The organism is Acidisarcina polymorpha, from assembly GCF_003330725.1.
Lineage (GTDB): Bacteria > Acidobacteriota > Terriglobia > Terriglobales > Acidobacteriaceae > Acidisarcina > Acidisarcina polymorpha.
The window spans coordinates 4,940,829-4,960,383 of record NZ_CP030840.1 but is presented as its reverse complement, the minus strand read 5'-3'; the positions used below and the strand labels follow the sequence as shown (position 1 = coordinate 4,960,383).

Genomic DNA, 19,555 nt, shown 5'->3' with positions numbered 1-19,555 from the left:
CTTTGCCAATGCGACCTGTCTGGTTCCCTTTCACACTTCATCTATGGAACCTTCTTAAACTTCGTGTCACGACTAATCGAAGATTCGAATCCAGTCCCGTCGTGGTGACCTGCGAAGTACTGTAATTTAACTTCTTCCTGGCCTTCCTCGATCAAATAGAACTTGTCCGCTGTCATGTGATTAAACTCTTGGTGCGCGCCACTCGGCCACATCACCTGGACCGCCTGGACTTCACGCGCGGCTCCCAGACCAAAGTGAAGACGGAGATCGCTTTGAGATAGATAGCTTCCGCCTCCCTCTACCTCCTGGATGAGCGATACGCCGCCAACCTCAATCCGCACACGTGCGCCGATCGCATCGCGATTGCTCTTGGTGCCGATCAGCTTGATGTTGATGAAATGATTTCCATTTCGACCCTGGTTACGCCAGAGGGAAGGCGCGGCGCCTCCGTTGCCCACAAGAATGTTGAGGTTCCCGCTGTTATCGAAGTCCGCGAACGCCGCACCTCGGCCAGAGTTTGGTATCTGCCAGTCCTGTCCCTGAGAACTGCTCATGTCGATGAAGCCCATCTTGCCCTCGTTGTGAAGCAAAGTATTGGTCTGCTTATAGTGGATTCTTGGGAAGGAGCGCTCAATTCCGGGAAATACATGACCATTGGCAATGAACAAATCGAGAAGGCCGTCGTTGTCATAGTCAAGGAAGCCTCCGCCGAAGCTCAGGTGGTCCAAAGTAGCGCGAGTGATTCCCGCTTCGTGGCTCATTTCGTCGAAGCCGCCCTTGCCGTCATTTTTCCAGAGGTGGTCCGAACTTCCCTGCCAGTCGGAGATGTAAAGATCGAGCCACCCATCGTTGTCGTAGTCGCCCAGCGAAATACACATTCCGGCCATGATCCCGCCCTGGCCGCCGACCGCCATCCCCGCGAGCAGTCCGATGTCCTTGAAGCTGCCGTTGCGTTCGTTGTGATAGAGGTTGGCGGACTGCCCGTCATTGGCTACAAACAAATCGGGCCAGCCATCATTGTCGTAGTCGGCTGCGCCAACCGAAAGATTCTTCCCATTGCTGGTAAATAGGCCAGACTCTTTAGTCACGTTGGTGAAGGTCCCGTCGCCATTGTTGTGATAGAGTGCGTTCGCGCTCCCATTGTAGGCACTGGGTGCACAGCTGGTGGTAATTCCATAGATAATGCACGACTGTGGGCTATCAGTGCCGAAGGTCACATATCCACCCACGTAAAGATCAAGTAAGCCGTCTCGGTCGTAGTCGAAGAAAGTCGCTCCCGAGTGAAACGAGGTGCCCAGTTCCGTTGCTCCCACTCCCGCTTTGACCGTGACGTCGGTGAAGGTACCGTTGCCGTTATTGTGGTAAAGAATGTCTTCACCGTACTGTGATACATAAAGGTCCGGATGACCGTCATTATCGTAGTCTCCCCAAACGCACCCCAGACCGTATGAGGTTCCGGGGACACCGGCTTTGGTAGTCAGGTCGGTAAAAGTCCCATCACCGTTGTTATGGTAGAGAGCGTTGCTATCGCGCGATCCGCGAACACCCAGGTCTCCGCCGTTGACGATGTAAAAATCCGGCCAGCCGTCCCCGTCGAAGTCGCCTACACACACCCCTGGAGCCATCTCCGCAAGAATCATCGGCGCACCGGGCTTCCCTTTCGTATGGACAAACGTGATGCCGGCTGATTTCGTCACGTTGAGGAACTGCGCCTTGCCGGCTCTCTTCTCTTGCGATCGTGTTGTCGCAGCCACCAGCAGCAGTCCGGCCAATATGACTCCTCCTCGAAGCATAGGGAAGCCGCTGGGTAACCAACTCGCCGCGGTCCGCGCTTCAGTGAGGTGCATTCGCTTGAGAGAACGCATTGCTGTCTAGTGCTGCCGCGCGCCGGTACTCTCGCTTAGCAACTCTTGCTTCAACTGCTGAACCTGCGCGCTTGCAGGGTCGATCGCTAAGGCACGATTTACTGCCACCAGCGCGGAGGAGTAGTCTCCCGTCTTCCCTAACGCAATCGCGAGCATTGTTTCGACTTCGGCGTCCGGTACGTTCTTGACGGCAAGCAACACTCCGACCGCTGCCTTGGGATCGCCTTGTTGCAAATATTCATTGGCAAGCGCCTTGCGAGCCTCCACCAGCGTCGGATCTATCTGGATCGCCTGAGAAAATTCCGCAATCGCCCCTTCATTCTTAATTTGCTCTGCCAGGACTAAGCCCAGAGCCGCGTGGCCGTCGGCAGAAACAGGCTGGAACGATAGGTATTTCCGAAGCGCAATCTCGGCATCGTTCAGTCGCCCTGTTTGTGCGTAGCAAGTGCCGAGGTCGAAGTACGCCTCGTAAAACGTCGGCAGGTGCTGCGCGATTGACTCGTACAGCGGAATAGCCTCGGCAAACTCCCCCTGCCGTAGCAACGGCTCCGCCTTGTCCAGCGTGTCTCGTAAACCTCGTCCGAAGGTCTGTTGAGCCTGCTCGGTGTCGGTGATTCTCTGAGCCAGGTCTGCGTATTTCTGAGCGTTTTGCATATCGCCGGCTTTGCGATACTGCGTGATTAGGAACAGCGCGGCCTCTTTGCTCCCCGGCGACAGCTCAATCGCCTTTAGCGCATCACCAATAGCATGGTCGCGGTCGTTCATCTTCTCGTAAGCGCGAGCACGCCAATAGTAAGCATCGGCCGATTTAGGGTTAAACTCTAGGGCCTTCGTCAGTTCGGCGACGCCTTCAGCTCCCTCACCCTGCTCCGCCAGATATTTTCCCCATAGGTACTCGACGGTAGCGATACTCTTCGCCGGCCGGCCAGGATGGTTGGTGAGAGCATTGGCCCGTCTGAATTCCTCGGCGGCCTTGGTCACGTCGCCGCCCTCGGCGTAGGCGTGGGCCAGAGATGCCGACGATATCGGATCATCGGGTCGGAATCGAACCGCTTCACCGTAGGCGTGTACGGCCTGTTCCGTTTTCGCTTGATCCAGGTACGCGTCCCCGAGCGATTCCCATGCCTGAAAGTCTTTTGGTGCAAGCTTTACGCAGATCTCGAGTTCGCGAATCGCAAGGTTTACATCGCGGAGTGGACCGGCAGCCAGCACCGCATAGAGCTCATGTGCGCGCAGAGAATCGGGGTTTTGCTGCAGAAACTCTTGAAGTTCCAGGGCCGCGTCGAACGGCTGGTTGATTTCTACAAGAGCCTCGCCGTGGAGAACCACCGCTTCGACTGAGTCCGGATATTCATTCTTGAATGTCCGCAACTCGACCTCGGCTTCCTTCCATTTCCCTTGAGCGCCAAATTGTTTGCCGACCAAGAGATGGACGTCAGAGCTATTGGAGGTCGCCTTTCTCGCGGTCGGAGGGCCTTGTTCAGCGGCAATGCAGGGAACAAGAACCAGACCCACGAACGCGGCCCCAGTTGCGAAAAGTAGCGCGAAGTGGAAATGATGCGGCAAAAGGGTTCTCACAGCGGCGTGGCCTTCACCACAAGAGTATAGCTGGGGAGAGGCCTGCGCCTCTCCCCAGAAAAAAACGGCGCCAACGGAGTAGATCAGAAGACAAATCGCCCACCCACCTGCATGTGCCTCTCCGCATTTGCGGGGTTGATAACATATCCGAACGTACTGTCCTGCGGGTTGTTGTCGTAGTTGCCATACCCCGGATGGTTAAATGCGTTAGTCGCCTCGAGCCGGAGTTGGAAGTAGCGCGACCCGTCAGAACCGACGGGAAAATTCTTCATGAAGGAAAGATTCGTTATCCAGTTCCCCGGGTTGCGGGCTTCACCAACTACGGAAGGGATGTTCCCGTTGGTGAACGGCGTCACCGTCCAACAATTCGACTGCGGGGTACCCCCATAGCTTTCCGCTGCCGCGCAATTGAATCGCCCCACGGCCCCGCTCTTGGGAGTTCCACCGTACGGAACCTTCACAGAACCGTTCCCCCTGAAATTCTTGGCGAAGAGGTCTGAAAGGGTGTACCCCGGAAGAAGTGATAGACCCGTGTAAAAGTTGTAGACAGTGACCGAATCCTGCTGTGTCCCTTGAGGCGCTATGGAGATTGGCGTGCCTGAGTACCACTGCGAAAGCCCAGCAAAGCTCCAGCCGCCAGCGACGCCGTTCAGGATCGCGTGTCCTACACCTTGGGTCTGGTTCACCCATTTGCGCCCTTGCCCGAATGGAAGATCATATATATACGTCAGGCTTGCCTTGTTAGCCACATCGAGCGAGCTCAGACCGTACGAGCTGGCGATAGTGTAGACGGTTTGGTATGGCTTGCCGCCGGTGCCGGTCCCCGTGCCGGGCCCCCCCAGATTATTGTCCGCGCCGCCAGCGTCGTCTAGGGATTTGCTGTAGGTGTAATTGAACAAGAGGTAGAGCCCGCTATTGTATCGGTGCTCAACTCTTACACTGCCACTCTCATAGTTCGACTTCCCAATATTTGAGTCCTCGACAAGCGTCGGACCATAGTAGGGATACGGATACTCGAGTATTCCGAGGCTCATGGTCGACCCGATGATGCCGCAGCTGTTGGGATTGATGCACGGGATTTGTGAACCGAACGGCGCCGCAACCGGGGTTGTGTAAATGCTGGCATTGGAGCCGTTGGGACCGCCCGTATGTAGATTGGCCGGGAAACGGCTTGGCGTCGCCTCCGCTAACAGCGAGTCACTGTAATTCGCCGAATAAATGAGTTCCATTAGCCAGCCGCCGGGCAACTGGCGCTGGACACTGAGACCCCAGTCGGATTCTCTCGGCATGTGGGAATGAATGTTGACTCCGCCAGTGCCCACGATGGTCTGTGTTGTCTGGATGTTAGCCGCGTGAGTGTTGTGCTCGAAAGTGGTGATTTGCGCGGGTGTAAATAGATCAGACACGGAGCTAAGGCCTTGTCCGGGAAGGGCTGAATAATTCGCGATCTGCGTGGGATTGTTGCTGGCTTGGGTGCTGTATGTAACGCCCGGGGCGTCCCCATAGCTCGTGATGTTACCGCTGGTCGGAAGGTACATGAACGCGAACGATCCGCGTACGACTGTCTTAGAATCGATTTGGTAAGCGAAACCAAGTCGTGGAGAAAAATTCCAAGGATAATAGCCGGTCGCGGTGCGTGCAGGGTGCTCCGGCGTACCGGCTAATACTAGATTTCCTGGCAAATAGCCGTTTATCCAGGGAGGCGTTTGCACGTCGGCCGGATTGAGGCCGGCGGCTGCGACCGCCGCACTAAAGCTGTATCCAGGAACTATACTAAATGGGGGCGCCGCATTCGGGTCCCAAAGGCTCAGGTTGTTATGGCGCTCCGTAACCGGACTTTCCATCTCCCAGCGAAGGCCGAGATTGAGCGTGAGTTTTGGAGTGGCTTTGAAGTCGTCCTGCACGTAAGACGCATAGTAGTTTTGGGCGAGCGAGCGGCCCACCTGGGCGGTGATCTGGGCCCAGGTATCAACACCCAATAGAAATTGTCCCAAGCCGCTTGAGTTGGCTTGGGAGCCCCACGTGTTGGAACCCGTATCCAGGTATTGATTCACGACCGCGTCAGCTGTGAATGCCAGACCGTCGCCGTCGTTGTTTGAGGCAGCCTGCGAAGACGTTAGCGGATTGTCGAAGTAGCGCCGACCCTCATAACCGAACTTGAGCGAGTGACGTCCGAGAATCTTCGTCATCGAACCCCCGTAGGAGTACGAAGTAGAGGCTATTTTGTTGTAGACTGCGGCCTGTAGCATGGGCCATAGTTGTCCGCCACCGGGGAGATTTCCGCCAAAATTCATGGCTTCGCTAAAGGGTCCGTTATGCACGTTGAAGATATTGTTCTTCGTTCCGATCAGTGCAAGAACGTTTGAACTAAGTCCAAGGTTCGAGTTGTCGTAGCTGGAAGGAAGAGTGTTGCCACCGCTGAAAGGGTTGTAGTTTCCACCCACGTAAACGTCCAAAAGGGTTGTCGGAGAAAACGCGTGGTTGTAATGAAGGGTCGCGCTGTAACCGCCATCAATATTGTTATAGGAAGCAGTGCCCAGAACCGGGTTGAGCGGACCCGTGTAGGTCGAACCCGAGCTGTAGGAAAAGCGGGCATACATATTGCTTTTTTCGCTCAGATTTTGGTCGATGCGAACCGACCAATTGTTTTGAGTGATCGTACCTGGTTGACGAATAGAGAAATTACCGGCTGTTCCAGAACCCGCGATCACCGCGTGGTTGGGATGGGGCAATAGGGCGATGTATGCCTGGGTGATCGGATTGAGCTCGCCCTGAGGAATACACTCGCCGTTCTGACCAGGGCACCGTGGATCCTGAGATAGGTATTTTTCATAAGTCAGATTTCCGGTATTCGGGTCAACGACCTGGTTTGGATTGTATTGGTAAGGGTTCCAAACCTGTGGATAAGGATCATTTCCTGAAGCTTCTCCTTCGGGAGTTCCGATGTCCCTCATATCTCCCGTGCGCTCCTGATCGGTGATCGTCTGCGCGAGCTGCACATTGCCCGATTGACTGCTTCGCAGACCCTCGTAGTTCGCAAACCAGAACGTCTTATTGTGGCCGTTGTAGTGGGGCAAAATAACGGGGCCACCCATTGCGATCCCAAAATCATTTTGACGGAAGTTCGACTTGGACGCGACTGGCGTTTGTGCGGTGTTTTGATAGTTGTTCGCGTTCAGGAAGGCGTTCTGGTTATATTCGAAGAGTTGACCATGAAGATTGTTCGTCCCGGCCTGGGTTGCAATACTAAGAGCTCCGCCGGAGAGACGTCCATATTCGGCCGACAAGCCGTTCGTGATGACCTTAAACTCAGCAACGTCTTCAGTCGCAGGTGTGGCATTTGAGACGTTGTGCACAAAACCAAACGTCACGGGAATACCGTCGACAAGGTATTCTGTGGCTTCGGTGCGTCCGCCGTTGATGCGTGTCGTAGAGGGAGAGTTAATACCGTTGAGACCAATCCCATAGCCCGCTCGACCGCCGGTCCCTTGAACGTTGCCGGCAATCGATATCAATGCAAACGGGTCGCGAATAGAGCCCGTCGAGATGTTTGGTATGTTCTCGACCAATGCATTGGTAACCACCTCGCCTGTCTGTGCATCCTCGGTTCGCAGCCCAGAGGTATCCTGCTTCACTGTGACTGTATCCGAAACGGCGCCCACTTCGAGCGCCAGATCCACGCCCAGCTGATCCTCGACGTCCAAGGTGACACCGGAACGCAGCAGGGTTTTGAAGTTAGGAGCCGAGGCTTGCAGGCTGTAGTGGCCCGGCTTTAGCTCTTGAAGCAGATATACACCGGCGCTATTCGTGGTTGCTTCCTTGACGACGCCGGTATCTAGATTAGTAGCCAGGATCTTCGCTCCTGGAATAACCGCTCCGGTTGGATCGGTCACTCGCCCCGTGATGTTGCCGGTGCCCGATTGAGCCAGAAGTACAGGGGCGACGACCAGCACAACGAAAATCACTAAGGCTACTAATAACCGCTTACACATATTGCCTCCAGGAAAGTCCATTCAGGTACTCAAAGCCAAAGCGTCATGTGGCCTACAACTCCGGCTAGTGCGCAGTTTTCGCGCAGATCGCACGGCGCTCTTTCCACTGGACACGAAGACTACGTGCCGTATGACGATCTGTTCTGTAAGAAACTCGGAATAATCTCTGTCAAAAACATCGTCGCGCCGGCCTCTGCGTCAGCTCTTGACGGTCAATTCAACGCGAGTCATATTTTGTGTCGAATAGGGGTGAAGCCATCATTTGGTCTTCGCCGGAAGCAGCAGGTAAATGCTAGTAGCTTCGCCATCAGTGAGTTGTCTTGCCGCGATCTCTTTCCTGTGTCTGCACCAACCCCACTACGTCGACGTCGAGAGGGCGCTCGAAATCTCAATAAGAAAACAGGACATCGCCTACCCCAGACCTCAAAGGCATCTCCTCCATGGCGTGCTACACACGTGCGAAGGCGAAGGCAGCGCCTGGTCAAACGCGGCCAGGCCTATTGTTCCGGCAGCTCGCTTCCTAGGAAGGTGCGACGGGAGGGATTCGTAGACTTAGTTGGTCCGGGCACGCTTCAGCCTCATGAATTCAATTGCGGTGAAAGAGACGGGGGCGCCGCGTCCAGCCCAGCGGCCCACGATTTGTTTGGCTCAGGTCCCATCTCAAGAACCAATGTGCCGCCATTTACCACATCGGCGTGCTCAAACCATGTCCGGTTGAAGTCAGAACCGTTCAATCGGGCCGATTGGATGTACTTGTTTACAACAGAGGTCCGGTTCGCCACGATGGTGAAGATCTTGCCGTCACTGACTTGAATCAAACTCTTATTAAAGAGTGGGCTGCCTATCGTGTAAATCGGTCGCCCCGGACATATCGGATAAAATCCCATCGCGCTGAAGACATACCAGCTCGACATCGCGCCGTTGTCGTCGTCACCCGGGAGCCCAAGCGGTCTTGACGCGTACCAGTTGCGCATAATCTGGCGCACACGCTTCTGAGTTTTCCAGGGAGCGCCGGCGTAGTTGTAGAGATAAGCGATGTGATGGGCGGGCTCATTGCCTTGCGGATATTGCCCGATCAGGGCGGTGGAGTCAGGAAATTGCGCAAGGAATTCGAATTTCAGCCTGCCGTTGTACCCCTCTGCAAAGAGCTGATCTAGCCTGCCGACGAAGCGATCACGACCGCCCATCAGCGCGATCAGGCCACCAATGTCATGCGGGACGTCGAAGCTGTAGACCCAACCATTGCATTCGGTGAAGTAGTCCCTGCCGGCCTGACCGCCCGACCATTTTGAATCGAAGTCTGGGATAAATTCGCCGTTCGCACCTTTGGGTGACATAAACCCGGTCGCGGGATTATAGAGATTACGATAATTCAGCGCCCTGCGACCGAAATACTCCGTGTCGTCGGCCTTTCCCAGTATCTTGGCAACCTCGGCGACGCACCAATCGTCGTACGCGGAATCAAGTGTGACAGAAACGGCCTGCCGCCGCATATCGGGATCGACACGGGGTTCAGTCTCCTTCTCACCTTTGCGTAGCGCAGGAAAATAGCCGTGCTTCTGATAGAACTGGTCGAGATCAGTGAGGGCCCCCCGGCGGTATGGGAGCATCGTTGCCTGCATCGCGTCTTTGCGGATGCCTTGATATGCCAACTCTAGGTCGAAATCCCGCTGACCCTTCCCGTATGCGTCCAGGAACATCGATGCCGCATTGTTGCCGTCCATGAATGGCAGGTCGCCGGCCATAAAAGGAAACTGCGGCATCCATCCCGATTCTTCAAAGAGCCTGACGTACGAACGCAGCATGTCCTGATGCCGCCTAGGCTCAATCAGCGCCGAAAGAGGGTGGCGCGTTCGGTACGTATCCCAGAGATTGTCCTCGATGTAGAAGTCATTGCCTGACGCATCGCGAATCTTTCTGTCGTACGGGCCGAAATAATGACCATCTTCGGTGACATCTTTCGGATATTGAAAAAAACGATAGAGCGCTGTGTAAAATATCGCGCGCTGCTCGTCGCTGCCGCCTTCGACATGAATCGCCTCCAGCGCTTTTTCCCAGGCTGCGCGCCCGGCGGAGCGCGTCTCGTCAAAGCTCTTCGCGGCTAATTGTTCACGCAATGTCTGCGCCCCCTGTGACCTCGAGATGTAGGAGATGGCGGCGCGGACCTCGACCACTCCAACTCCCTGGCCGAAGTCAAGGACGAGCGCATCTGTGTCGCCTAGCACCGCGCCTCCGGCCGGCACTGTCACTTTCCGCTGCGAAACGGGAGAGCGCGAGAACTCGACACAAAGATAGGTGTTCACGCCCTGTTTTTGCTCCGTCCCCAGAATCGTTTTGCTTCCGCTTAATTTGTATTGCGCGGTTTCCTGGGGCCTCAAGAAGATATTGGCGGGTTTACCGTCCGGGAAATGAAAGCGGAAATGAGCCCCGCGCTCGCTTACGGCATACTCGACGACGGTTTCGAAGTCTTCGAGCAGATAGCGAGAAGAATAAGGTGTGACAACATCGTTGTCCGGGTCCCACTCAGAAAATATCCTGTCCGGAGCAGCCGTGATCTTTCCGCTTACGGGCATGATGACGGAGGCACCAACGGTGAATCCGTACATTCGAGTCGCGAGATAGACATCGGTCACGTCGCGAGCGAACCACGGCGTAACCACCATCATGCCGTGCGGAAGCTGGGCCTCTGGCGAGTTAGATGTGAGTAGGTGACCGATGCCGCCAATGTGCGGGTCTACTGAATCCACACTTGCCTTCGGCGCGGCCCGCGGCCCGTCTAAACTTTGTTTATCGGCGGCTCTGGTGAATGACCGATTTGTTGGCGTGACCAACGCCGCCGAGGCCGCCAGCGAACCTAAAAAATGGCGCCGGCTTACGCCATCTTTAAGCTGCATAGCGTCTATTCGAGCTTGGGCAAGACGCCAACGCCGCGAGTTGGACCAAAACTTCCGAGGTTTCACTTAGGCGAAACTATCGAAAACCGACGATGCCAGATGTGAGAATCTGACTATTTTCTCTCACTCAGATCAGATGGAAGAGAAGGGCTGGCTAGGTCTAGCCGCTGATCCCCTTTTGTCAGGACTCACTGCAACTGCCTGATTGTAGGGCCTTCTGATTTCTGAAGAGACTCGTCCTATTACTAGACCGCTGCTTCAGCCCGGGAACGTCCAAAAATCGATCTCATGTGATCGTTTTGCTAGAAAAGATGCGTTCATGGTCACAGAGTTTGGGGAGCGCCAGCCAATAAGCTGTTCCTTTGATATCACTGGCGCGCAGAATTCTAATAGCCCGACACGGGCATCGAAGGCACAGCGTAGTCAGGAGCGGACATGCCAAGTTTAAATTTTGCGGCCTTTGGTGCTGGATTTTGGACAACTTTTCAATTGGCCGGCTGGCGCGAAATTGGAGGCACGAATTGCGTGGCCATCTACAACCGGACAGCAGCAAAGGCCGAAGCAATCGCCGCGCGGTTTCAGATCCCCCACTGGTATTCAGACGCCAGGGAAATGCTTGACAAGGAGAGCCTTGACTTCGTGGACATCATCACTGGTGTCGAAACCCATGCGCTATTCACGAGGATGGCCTCGTCCCGAAGGTTGCCTGTCGTCTGTCAGAAGCCGATGGCAACCTCGGTCGATGAAGCCGAAGATATGGTCAAGAGCTGCGCCGAAGCGGGGGTTCCGCTCCTGATCAACGAAAACTGGAGATGGCAGACGCCGATCCGCGAGGTGAAACGGCTACTGGATGGCGGCGAAATCGGTCTACCTTTCCGCGCGCGAATCGACATGGTTTCTGGTTTTCCGGTCTTCGAAAATCAGCCTTTTCTGCGCAGCGCCGAGCAGTTCATACTCGCCGATCTCGGTAGTCACATTCTCGATGTGGCCCGGTTTCTCTTCGGAGAAATGGGCCGCCTCTACTGCCAGACCGCCCGCGTTCATGCCGACATCGTAGGAGAAGATGTCGCGACTGTTGTGCTCGAAACCGCGAACGGATGCACAGTGGTCTGCGAGTTGGCCTACGCCGGCAACCATCTCGAACGGGACAGATTTCCTGAGACCTGCATCTTCGTCGAAGGCAGCCGCGGATCCATTGAACTGTCGCTCGATTTCCAAGTCCGTATAACAACCTCAAGAGGCACACATTCTCGGCGGGTCCCTCCTCCAAGATATGGCTGGGCAGATCCGGCCTACGATATTGTTCACTCGAGTATCGTCCCATGCCAGGCAAATCTGCTCTGCGCTTTGAAAGGTGAAGGAACCGCCGAAACGACCGGCGAAGACAATATAAAAAGCGTTAGGCTGGTGGACGCCTCTTATGAATCAGCCCGCACCGGCCAGAGTGTGCGGCTGGTATGAACGCAACCGTCGGGCGCAAAGCGATTCACTACGAGGGCGAAGCCCAACGTCTCGCCAAGATTCCTCTTCGGGCGGGCCCATGGTCGATGGATTTTCAGGACGGCGATCTGCGTAGAATCGCGCTCGATCACACCGAAGTGGTGCAGCGGCTTTGCGTGCTTGTTCGCGGAAAGAATTGGGAAACGTTACCACGAACAATTTCATCCTTGGACGTTGAAAGCAATGTCCAAAGCTTCTTTCTCTCCTGCGAGTGCCAAAGCCACCTTGAGGATGTCGATTTCCGCTGGACGCTTCGCGCCGAGGGTTCGGAGGACGGGACTATCCGCTACGCTTTTGATGGCACCGCCTTCTCCACTTTTTGGGCAAGCCGAATTGGCATCTGCGTGCTCCAATCCACAACCGAATTTTGCGGAAGGACTCTTTCCGTTACGGCGGAAAATGGCACGATCCAGCAGCTGGTACTTCCCCAGGAGATCGCTCCATGGCCACTTTTCACCGACGCGCGGGAGATCTCTTACCGGCTCGACGAATTCCCGCCTATTCAACTTTCACTCTCAGGCGATCTCTTTGAAGCAGAAGACCAGCGCAACTGGAGTGACGCTTCGTTCAAGATTTATTCGCGACCGCTGCGTCTTCCCAACCCGTATCGTGTCGACGAGGGGTCTAGAATCCAGCAATCTGCGTGCCTGAGCCTAGCCTCACACGTGCGACCGCATTCGAACACGCCCGAGTCGAATGTCTTTCGTATCTCCGGTCTCCGAGGCTCTCGTTTGCCGAAAATCGGATTGGGCTTCTCCTATTTGCCGGAGGCAATTCTAGATCGGCTGGGATTGTTGCGTGCACTGCATCCTGAATACATAAGCATCGAACATGATTTCATAGATCCTCGCCGGGAGATCCGCATTTCAGACGCGAGCGCCTTGGCTAAGGCATTGAAAATCCCATTGGAGATCCGCACAGTTTACCGGGACGGGTCCTGGCTGAAGGATCGACGCCTCCTGGAGCAGTCTCTCGGCGGAGCGGCAGTCTGCCGATGGCTGATCGATGCAGATTCCAAGTTCGATCCTCTCACGCCGGCGCTGCCCGTCGGCGCCGAAGTCTATTGGGGTAGCAGCAAAGGATTCGTGGAGATCAACCGAAATCGGTCCATCGCACGACAGGGACACGGCGTGTGGTTTTCCATCGATCCCCGCGTACACGCCTCAGATAACGATTCTCTAGTGGAAAGTCTCTCTGCCCAGGCATCATTGGCCACCGAGGCGCGACGTTTGGCCCAGGGATCACCGCTGGCCGTCTCCTGCCTTTCGTCAGTTTGTCCCAGCGATGAAGGTTTTCGCGCAGGCGCTCTTCAAATGTCGTTGTTTGAGGCAGCTTGGACGCTTGCCAGTTTTAAGCATCTCGCCGAGGGCGAGACTGACAGCGTGGCTTACTTCACGGATGTAGGACTTTGTGGACTAATGCCGGTCCATAATAGCAACGCATACATCGCCTCTTCCGGACTGGGATGCGGGGCGATTTCCCCGGTCTACCATGTATTGTCGGATTTGATTGAATTTCGAGGCGGAGAGTCGCTGTTTACCCGCTCAAGCCATCCTTTGCGAGTCGAAGGAATCGCGGTCCGTGCGGGCGAGCGCATTCGCGTCCTACTGACCAACTTCGACAATGATGAACAATCCGTTACTGTGCAAGCCGAGGCTGTTTGCCAGTGGTTGCACACTCGGTGCCTCGACGAAAGCAATTGCCTCGAAGCCCTGACGGAGCCGGCACGTTGGCGCGCCCTATCGCTCAGACCTCTCATGGCGGCGGGCGGCGCAGCAGACGTCGTGATTCCTCCCCGAGGCATCGTCACCCTCGAGGGCAGATCGCAGGAGAAGGGGTGATGAAGCTGGGAATCGGTACGTATACCTTTGCCTGGTCCATCGGCGCCCCCGGCTATCAGCCCGAAAAGCCGCTGAATGCTTTGGATCTCCTGAGTCTTGCGTCTGCGTTGGAAGTAGGAGTGGTGCAATATGGCCCCAATCTTCCTATCGACGGGCTCCCCACTGACGAGCTTCACCAATTGATGCGGTGCGCCTCGGCGCGCCACATTGAAATCGAAATTGGGACGCAAGGGCTCGATCCCGAGTACTTGGCCCGACAGATCGATTTGGCTAAACAGGTTGGCTCCGCAACCCTCCGATGGAGCATCGACGAAGCCAACTCCGTCCAGATCGGCATCGATGCGGTGGAGGACTGCGTCCAGCGCGTCCTGTTGAATTTGGAACGAGCCAGGGTTCGACTAGCCATCGAAAATTCGTGCATCCCGTCCGTTCTTCTGGCCAAGATGCTCCAACGAGTGGACAGCGCGTGGGTTGGCGTGACCCTCGACACCGTCAACTCGCTTGCCATTCCCGAAGGGCCGGCTTGCGTGATCGAGAATTTAGCGCCCTACATCGCGAGTCTGCACATCAAGGACTATCAAATCAGCCGAATGCAGCACCGAATGGGCTTCATAGTAGAGGGGCGCCCCGCTGGTGCAGGTCAGCTCGACGTTCCCAGCCTGATCGCATCCTTGCGCGCGATGCGAGTGAACGCTAACGCAATTTTAGAATTATGGCCTCCAGAACAGAGCAGCATCTCTGAGACCGTCGCATTGGAGCATCGTTGGGCGGTGGAGAGCATTTCGTATCTTCGTCGCTACATTCTGAATTGAATTCTCGAGTTCGCTGAGGAGAGAAAATGAGCAAAACGGTCGCGATTGTGGGTGCCGGAGGCAAAATGGGAGCTAGGGCAGCGGATAAGATCGAAGCCGCCTCAGGCTTTCGGTTGCTTTTATGCGAGAGAGATTCGGGAAAGGCGGCCGCGATCGAAGGCGCAGGCAAACACGTGACGACGCTAGATGACGCAGTACGAGAGGCGGACTTCATCGTACTCGCCGTGCCCGACGAACTGATCGGCTCGATTTCCCACGCCATCGTACCTCAGATGAAGTCCGGGGCGGTGCTGATCGCATTGGACGCCGCCGCAGCCTATGTTGGCGAGATTCCCTCGCGCGCCGACATAACACAAATGATCGCCCATCCGTGCCATCCGCCATTATTTGCCGAGCAGGAACCACACACCGGTCGCCGCGATTTCTTCGGCGGAATCGCTACCCAGGACATCTTGGTCGCGCTCATCGAGGGATCCGAAGAATTCTTCCACCAAGGGATCGAAGTCTCCAGAGCGATGTTCGCGCCGGTGCGCACAGCCCATCGCGTCACACCTAAAGAGTTCGCTCTACTAGAGCCCGCAATGTCGGAAATCGTGGTGGCCACCGCGGCCACGCTGATGAAAGCCTCCATGGATGCGGCCATCGAACGCGGCGTCCCCCGCGAGGCGGCGGAGGCCTTTATGGCCGGCCACGCCCAGATTGCCATGGCCATTGTCTTCGGAGCCGAGCCTTCACCCTTCTCCGACGCAGCCAAGATCGCCATCCAGTGGGGCATGGAACAGATTATTCAACCCGACTGGAGACACATATTCGAGCCTGAATCGCTGCATCGCGCGATCCATGTGATGCTGCATCCGGAGGGACATTCCGCAAAGGGAGCGCCCTCCACAACCGGGAGCATCGCGTGAAGAAACAGAAGCTCAATGTGGCCATCGTAGGCCTGGGATTCGGAAAAGAGTTCATTCCGATCTATCAGCATCACCCCCAGACCGAGATGTACGCGATCTGTCAGCGCACCCAGCCAACGCTGGACGAAGTGGGCGAGACCTATGGGGTCGCCAGGCGCTACACCTCGTTCGACGAGCTCCTCGCCGACTACGCGGTCGACGCTGTGCATATCAATTCTCCCATCCACCTGCATGCTCAGCAAAGCATCGCCGCGCTGCGCGCCGGGAAGCATGTCGCCTGCACAGTGCCTGCGGCGACGACGGTTGACGAATGCCGCGATATCGTCGCTGCGGCTGAAGCGTCCGGCAAAGCCTACATGATGATGGAGACCGCCATCTATACTCGTGAATTCCTTTATGCCCGCGAATTGAGGGACTCGGGAAAACTCGGACGCATCCAGTTCATGCGGGGCAGCCACCAGCAGGAAATGGCGGGATGGCCCGGCTACTGGGAGGGCCTACCGCCTATGCATTATGCTACGCACGCCGTCAGCCCTTGCCTGGCTATCGTAAAAAGCGAGGCAGACTACGTTTCATGCCTGGGCTCGGGCCGAATCGCCAAGAATCTCACCGACAAATATGGGTCGCCCTTTGCAGTTGAGACGGCGCATTTCCAGGTTCGCAACCAACCCCTCGCCTTTGAGGTGACGCGTTCTTTATTCCAGACCGCGCGTGAGTACATCGAGAGCTTCGATGTCTATGGAGAACTTGCGTCGTTCGAGTGGACGCTCGTGGAAGGCGAGAAGATGATCGTCCATACCGGTGAGCAGCCCGAGCGCGTGGATGTGGGCGATTTCGCGCATTTACTGCCGAAACCGATCCAGCGGTTCACCACCAAGGGCGTATACGATAGTGACCATGCGCATCTCTCATTCACTCAGGGCGGCGGCCATGGCGGCTCGCATCCCCATCTGGTGCATGAGTTCGTTAGCAGCATCGTCGAGAACCGGCCGTCGTTCCCCGATGTGTATAAGTCGGTGAACTGGACGTGCGCCGGTATCTGCGCCCATGAATCGGCCATGCTCGGGGGTAAAATCGTATCCCTCCCTCGTTTCGAGAAGGGGCAAGCATGACCACAGGTGTTGTCCCCCCCTCACCTACCGCGGTCGTCACGCCGGCACTCTTCGGGGGCGAACTGCGAGGCCATGAATTCCTCATGACCAGTTTGCGTACAGGCAACACCGAGGTGTTTCGCTTTGATCCTTACTCTGGCGACGCAACAAATCTCACCCGCAGCCCAAATTCCCACCAGCGCTATCCCATGTGGTCGCCTGATGGCGAGAGATTTCTCTTCACCTCCGACCGTGACGGAGCTTACAACCTATTCATCGCCAAGGCCGACGGGAGCGACGTCGAGCAACTCACGCATGTCTCCCCTCCTTCGGCGGTTTACCTTCCGAGTTGGTCCCGCGAGGACGACCTCATCGCCTTCGGCATCTCGGGCACCAATGCGCGCTTCGAGGTAATCGATACACAGAAGCGCGAGGTTCAGGTTGTCGCGCCGGGACGCGATCCCCATATCTCTGCCAACGGGGCGGCGATCACCTTCACTAACTGGGTCGAGACCGGCTATTGCGTTTTCGTCTTAGATCTGAAAACAGCTGAAGTACGGCAGCTCACATCCCATCAGAACCATATTGGCGCGGTGACACCGACCTTCTCCCCTGATGGCAAACGCATCCTATACTCCGATTCATTAGGCGAGGTGTTGGAGATATTTTCGCTGGATGTCGCCACCGGCGACATCCACCAGCTCACTAATTTCGGCATGTTCGCGACCTCGCCTGCCTGGTCTCCTGATCAGCAATGGATATCCTTCCGTCTTACAGATCAAAACTTCTGGAACGATGCGACGATTGCCCGGCAAGTACACGAGGAGCGGCGGGGGGATAAGCGTCCCGTATGGGTGATGCGCGCCGATGGCAGGGAGCCACATGTGCTGGAGACACTACGCTACCAGTGCGCGATCGACGGCAGCCGGGCCGTCTGGCATCCGAAGGCACACGAAAGATGAAAATCGGCGTAAACGGGTTGTTATGGTCCGCGCGCATCGATCAGGAGCAGATCGACCTGCTGCCTCGATTGCGCGCGGCCGGCTTCGATCTCTTCGAAGTGCCGATGTTTGAGCCGATGGCGGTGCCGATCGCGCAGCTTAACCGGGCGCTCAATGAAAACGGGCTCGACAGCACAGTTTGCGCGATTCTGCCGCCGGGCCTGAACCCCATTCACGAAGACGTAGGCGTACGCTCTAAGACCCTCGCGCACTTGAAAGCCTGCGTGAAAGCGACCGCCGATCTTGGATCGAAGCTCATTGCAGGTCCGCTCTATGCGCCTGTAGGATACCTCAGCGGGCGGCGCAGAACCGACGAAGAGTGGAAGCTCGCGATCGAGTGTTTTCAGAACCTAGCAGCCACGCTCGATGAAAATGGAATCGCTCTTGCGATCGAGCCGCTCAACCGGTTCGAGACATTCTTTCTGACCACCGCCGAAGAGGCCGTTCGCTTTTGCGCGGCGATCGATCATCCACGCGTTGGCATCCTCTTCGACACCTTTCACACCAATATCGAAGAAAAGAATGTGCCGGCTGCTTTTGCCCTCGCAAAGGGCAGACTGAAGCATGTTCACATCAGCGAGAACGACCGTGGCATTCCGGGCAGCGGACACACGGATTTTCCCGGCATCGTGAAGACCCTGCGCGAGACTGGCTACGAAGGTGCATTGGTGATCGAGAGTTTTGGCTATCTGCTTCCGGAAATAGCGGCCGCAACCGCGATCTGGCGAGACCTTGCGCCCACACCCGAAGCAATCGCCTTCGAGGGCGTAAAGTATCTTCGCGGCGTCGCGGGCCGTTGGTAGCTGGCTACTCTCATAGGAATCTCACCAATCCCAGCGATCAAGCCTGTGTGCAGCAAAAGAGTGTTCTGCCCCTTCTGCCTGGGCAAATTATTTCTCTTCTTGTGGCGAAGTCAATCACGATGCGCGGCTGCTGGAACATCTCATTGCCAGAAACATCTTCGCCAGAAGTCCGATCATTTTACAAGACTCTAAACCGCAAGACGAATGCATCCGAGCCTCAAATGCTATGAGGAAGGCACATGTTTCATGTTTTCTGATGAAAACCGCGCCAGGCCCCGACAAACTAGGCGTTATAAAAATAGGAAGACGTCGCCCGGTCATAATCCTTATGCCTTCGCACCTGCTGGATTTGCCTACGGTATTGCCTGGGGGTGGCCTGTGTCAGCCGGCGGAAAATCATGCCGAAATAGCTCTGGTCGCAGAAACCCGTCTCCAGGCCAACTTCGGAGATCGGCATATCGCTACTGGCCAGTAGTTCCTGCGCCTTGGCGACGCGGAAGTTATTCAGATAGGAGACAAATGACTGACCGGTGACCTGTTTGAAGGTGCGTCGGAAATTGGATGGACTCATGTGCATCACCCTCGCGGCATCATTTGGGCTGACCGGCTCGCTGTATCTCTTCTCAAGAAGTTGAAAGAGGGGCTTAAAGGAGTCGAAGGCCACCCTTCTGCGGTCCGACCCCGTAACCGAAGACCTTTCCGGCATCCCGGCGTGGGTCATCAGCAGCACGAGGATCATCTTCAGGTAGGCCCTTACCGTTAAACGGGCCCGCAGATCGGTGGCAGGAAGCTTCGTTGAAATCTGTTGTATCAGGTGATGAATCTCTTGCGGAAGACCGCATTCGGCAGGAAAGACGTGTGGAAGCGACCGGTCGCGTGAGAAGAAGTCCTCCAGTGCCCGAAAATCGCTGCCCCACGCGGACTTCACTAGTTCAGGGTGAAAAAACAGCGACTCGGCCTGAATTTCGGAGCTGGAATGCTCGGTGACTCGATGATATTTCGGATTGGTCATGATGAAGAGGTCGCCTTCATTCTCGCCGACCATCGAATCCTGCACCTGCCACATCACCGACCCGGAGCGTAGAAAGACGATCTCGTAGTACTCATGTCGGTTCATGCGGAAAGGGTACCGGCCGCTGAGCTTATGCCGGACGACATCAACCGGACAAGTCGGATCAAATTGCCAGACATGAACGCCTTCGGCGTTGACCTGCGAAGTGGATACCAAAAAATCGTTCTCTTCTGCGGTGAGTTCTGGAGTATTCACTCG

Annotated in this window: 12 protein-coding genes; 7 read left to right on the top strand and 5 right to left on the bottom strand. The window is 56.1% G+C overall.

Annotated elements, in window-relative coordinates; genetic code table 11:
* Window positions 1-41: 41 nt before the first annotated feature.
* From ACPOL_RS20995 to ACPOL_RS20980, 4 genes are all read right to left on the bottom strand, one after another.
* Entirely contained in the window at window positions 42-1,772 is a 1,731-nt protein-coding gene (locus ACPOL_RS20995; protein WP_161557481.1) for a CRTAC1 family protein, read from the bottom strand.
* 99 nt (window positions 1,773-1,871) lie between these two features.
* Window positions 1,872-3,443 (bottom strand): tetratricopeptide repeat protein, encoded by a 1,572-nt coding sequence (locus tag ACPOL_RS20990; protein WP_114208786.1) that lies wholly within the window; start codon window positions 3,441-3,443, stop codon window positions 1,872-1,874.
* Window positions 3,444-3,526: 83 nt separating this feature from the next.
* Entirely contained in the window at window positions 3,527-7,435 is a 3,909-nt protein-coding gene (locus ACPOL_RS20985; protein WP_161557480.1) for an outer membrane beta-barrel protein, read from the bottom strand.
* 578 nt (window positions 7,436-8,013) lie between these two features.
* Window positions 8,014-10,182, bottom strand: coding sequence for a GH92 family glycosyl hydrolase (locus ACPOL_RS20980; RefSeq protein ID WP_161557479.1), 2,169 nt, complete (start codon window positions 10,180-10,182; stop codon window positions 8,014-8,016).
* A 582-nt stretch (window positions 10,183-10,764) separates the two neighbouring features.
* On the opposite strand from ACPOL_RS20980, the gene ACPOL_RS20975 reads away from it, so the two are divergent.
* Genes ACPOL_RS20975 through ACPOL_RS20945 form a run of 7 tightly spaced genes read left to right on the top strand, consistent with a single transcriptional unit; the run spans window position 10,765 to window position 18,285 of the window.
* A complete protein-coding gene (locus ACPOL_RS20975) occupies window positions 10,765-11,790 on the top strand; it encodes a Gfo/Idh/MocA family protein (protein WP_114208783.1) in 1,026 nt (341 codons plus the stop codon).
* Window positions 11,787-13,670 carry a D-apionate lactonase family protein gene (locus tag ACPOL_RS20970; protein ID WP_114208782.1) on the top strand — a complete coding sequence of 628 codons (1,884 nt, stop codon included), beginning with the start codon at window positions 11,787-11,789 and terminating at the stop codon, window positions 13,668-13,670. The genes ACPOL_RS20975 and ACPOL_RS20970 overlap by 4 nt, the downstream gene beginning before the upstream one ends.
* Complete coding sequence (locus tag ACPOL_RS20965) at window positions 13,670-14,482, top strand: sugar phosphate isomerase/epimerase family protein (RefSeq protein ID WP_114208781.1); 813 nt, start codon at window positions 13,670-13,672, stop codon at window positions 14,480-14,482. The genes ACPOL_RS20970 and ACPOL_RS20965 overlap by 1 nt, the downstream gene beginning before the upstream one ends.
* A gap of 26 nt (window positions 14,483-14,508) precedes the next feature.
* Window positions 14,509-15,390, top strand: a complete 882-nt coding sequence (locus tag ACPOL_RS20960) for a phosphogluconate dehydrogenase C-terminal domain-containing protein (protein WP_114208780.1) — start codon at window positions 14,509-14,511, stop codon at window positions 15,388-15,390.
* On the top strand, window positions 15,387-16,502 hold the full coding sequence (locus ACPOL_RS20955) for a Gfo/Idh/MocA family protein (protein WP_114208779.1): 1,116 nt from the start codon (window positions 15,387-15,389) through the stop codon (window positions 16,500-16,502). Before ACPOL_RS20960 ends, ACPOL_RS20955 begins: the two co-directional genes overlap by 4 nt.
* On the top strand, window positions 16,499-17,443 hold the full coding sequence (locus tag ACPOL_RS20950; RefSeq protein WP_114208778.1) for a PD40 domain-containing protein: 945 nt from the start codon (window positions 16,499-16,501) through the stop codon (window positions 17,441-17,443). The genes ACPOL_RS20955 and ACPOL_RS20950 overlap by 4 nt, the downstream gene beginning before the upstream one ends.
* A complete protein-coding gene (locus ACPOL_RS20945; protein ID WP_114208777.1) occupies window positions 17,440-18,285 on the top strand; it encodes a sugar phosphate isomerase/epimerase family protein in 846 nt (281 codons plus the stop codon). Before ACPOL_RS20950 ends, ACPOL_RS20945 begins: the two co-directional genes overlap by 4 nt.
* A gap of 283 nt (window positions 18,286-18,568) precedes the next feature.
* Here ACPOL_RS20945 and ACPOL_RS20940 read toward each other — a convergent pair whose 3' ends face one another.
* Complete coding sequence (locus ACPOL_RS20940; protein ID WP_150133082.1) at window positions 18,569-19,513, bottom strand: AraC family transcriptional regulator; 945 nt, start codon at window positions 19,511-19,513, stop codon at window positions 18,569-18,571.
* Window positions 19,514-19,555: the final 42 nt, after the last annotated feature.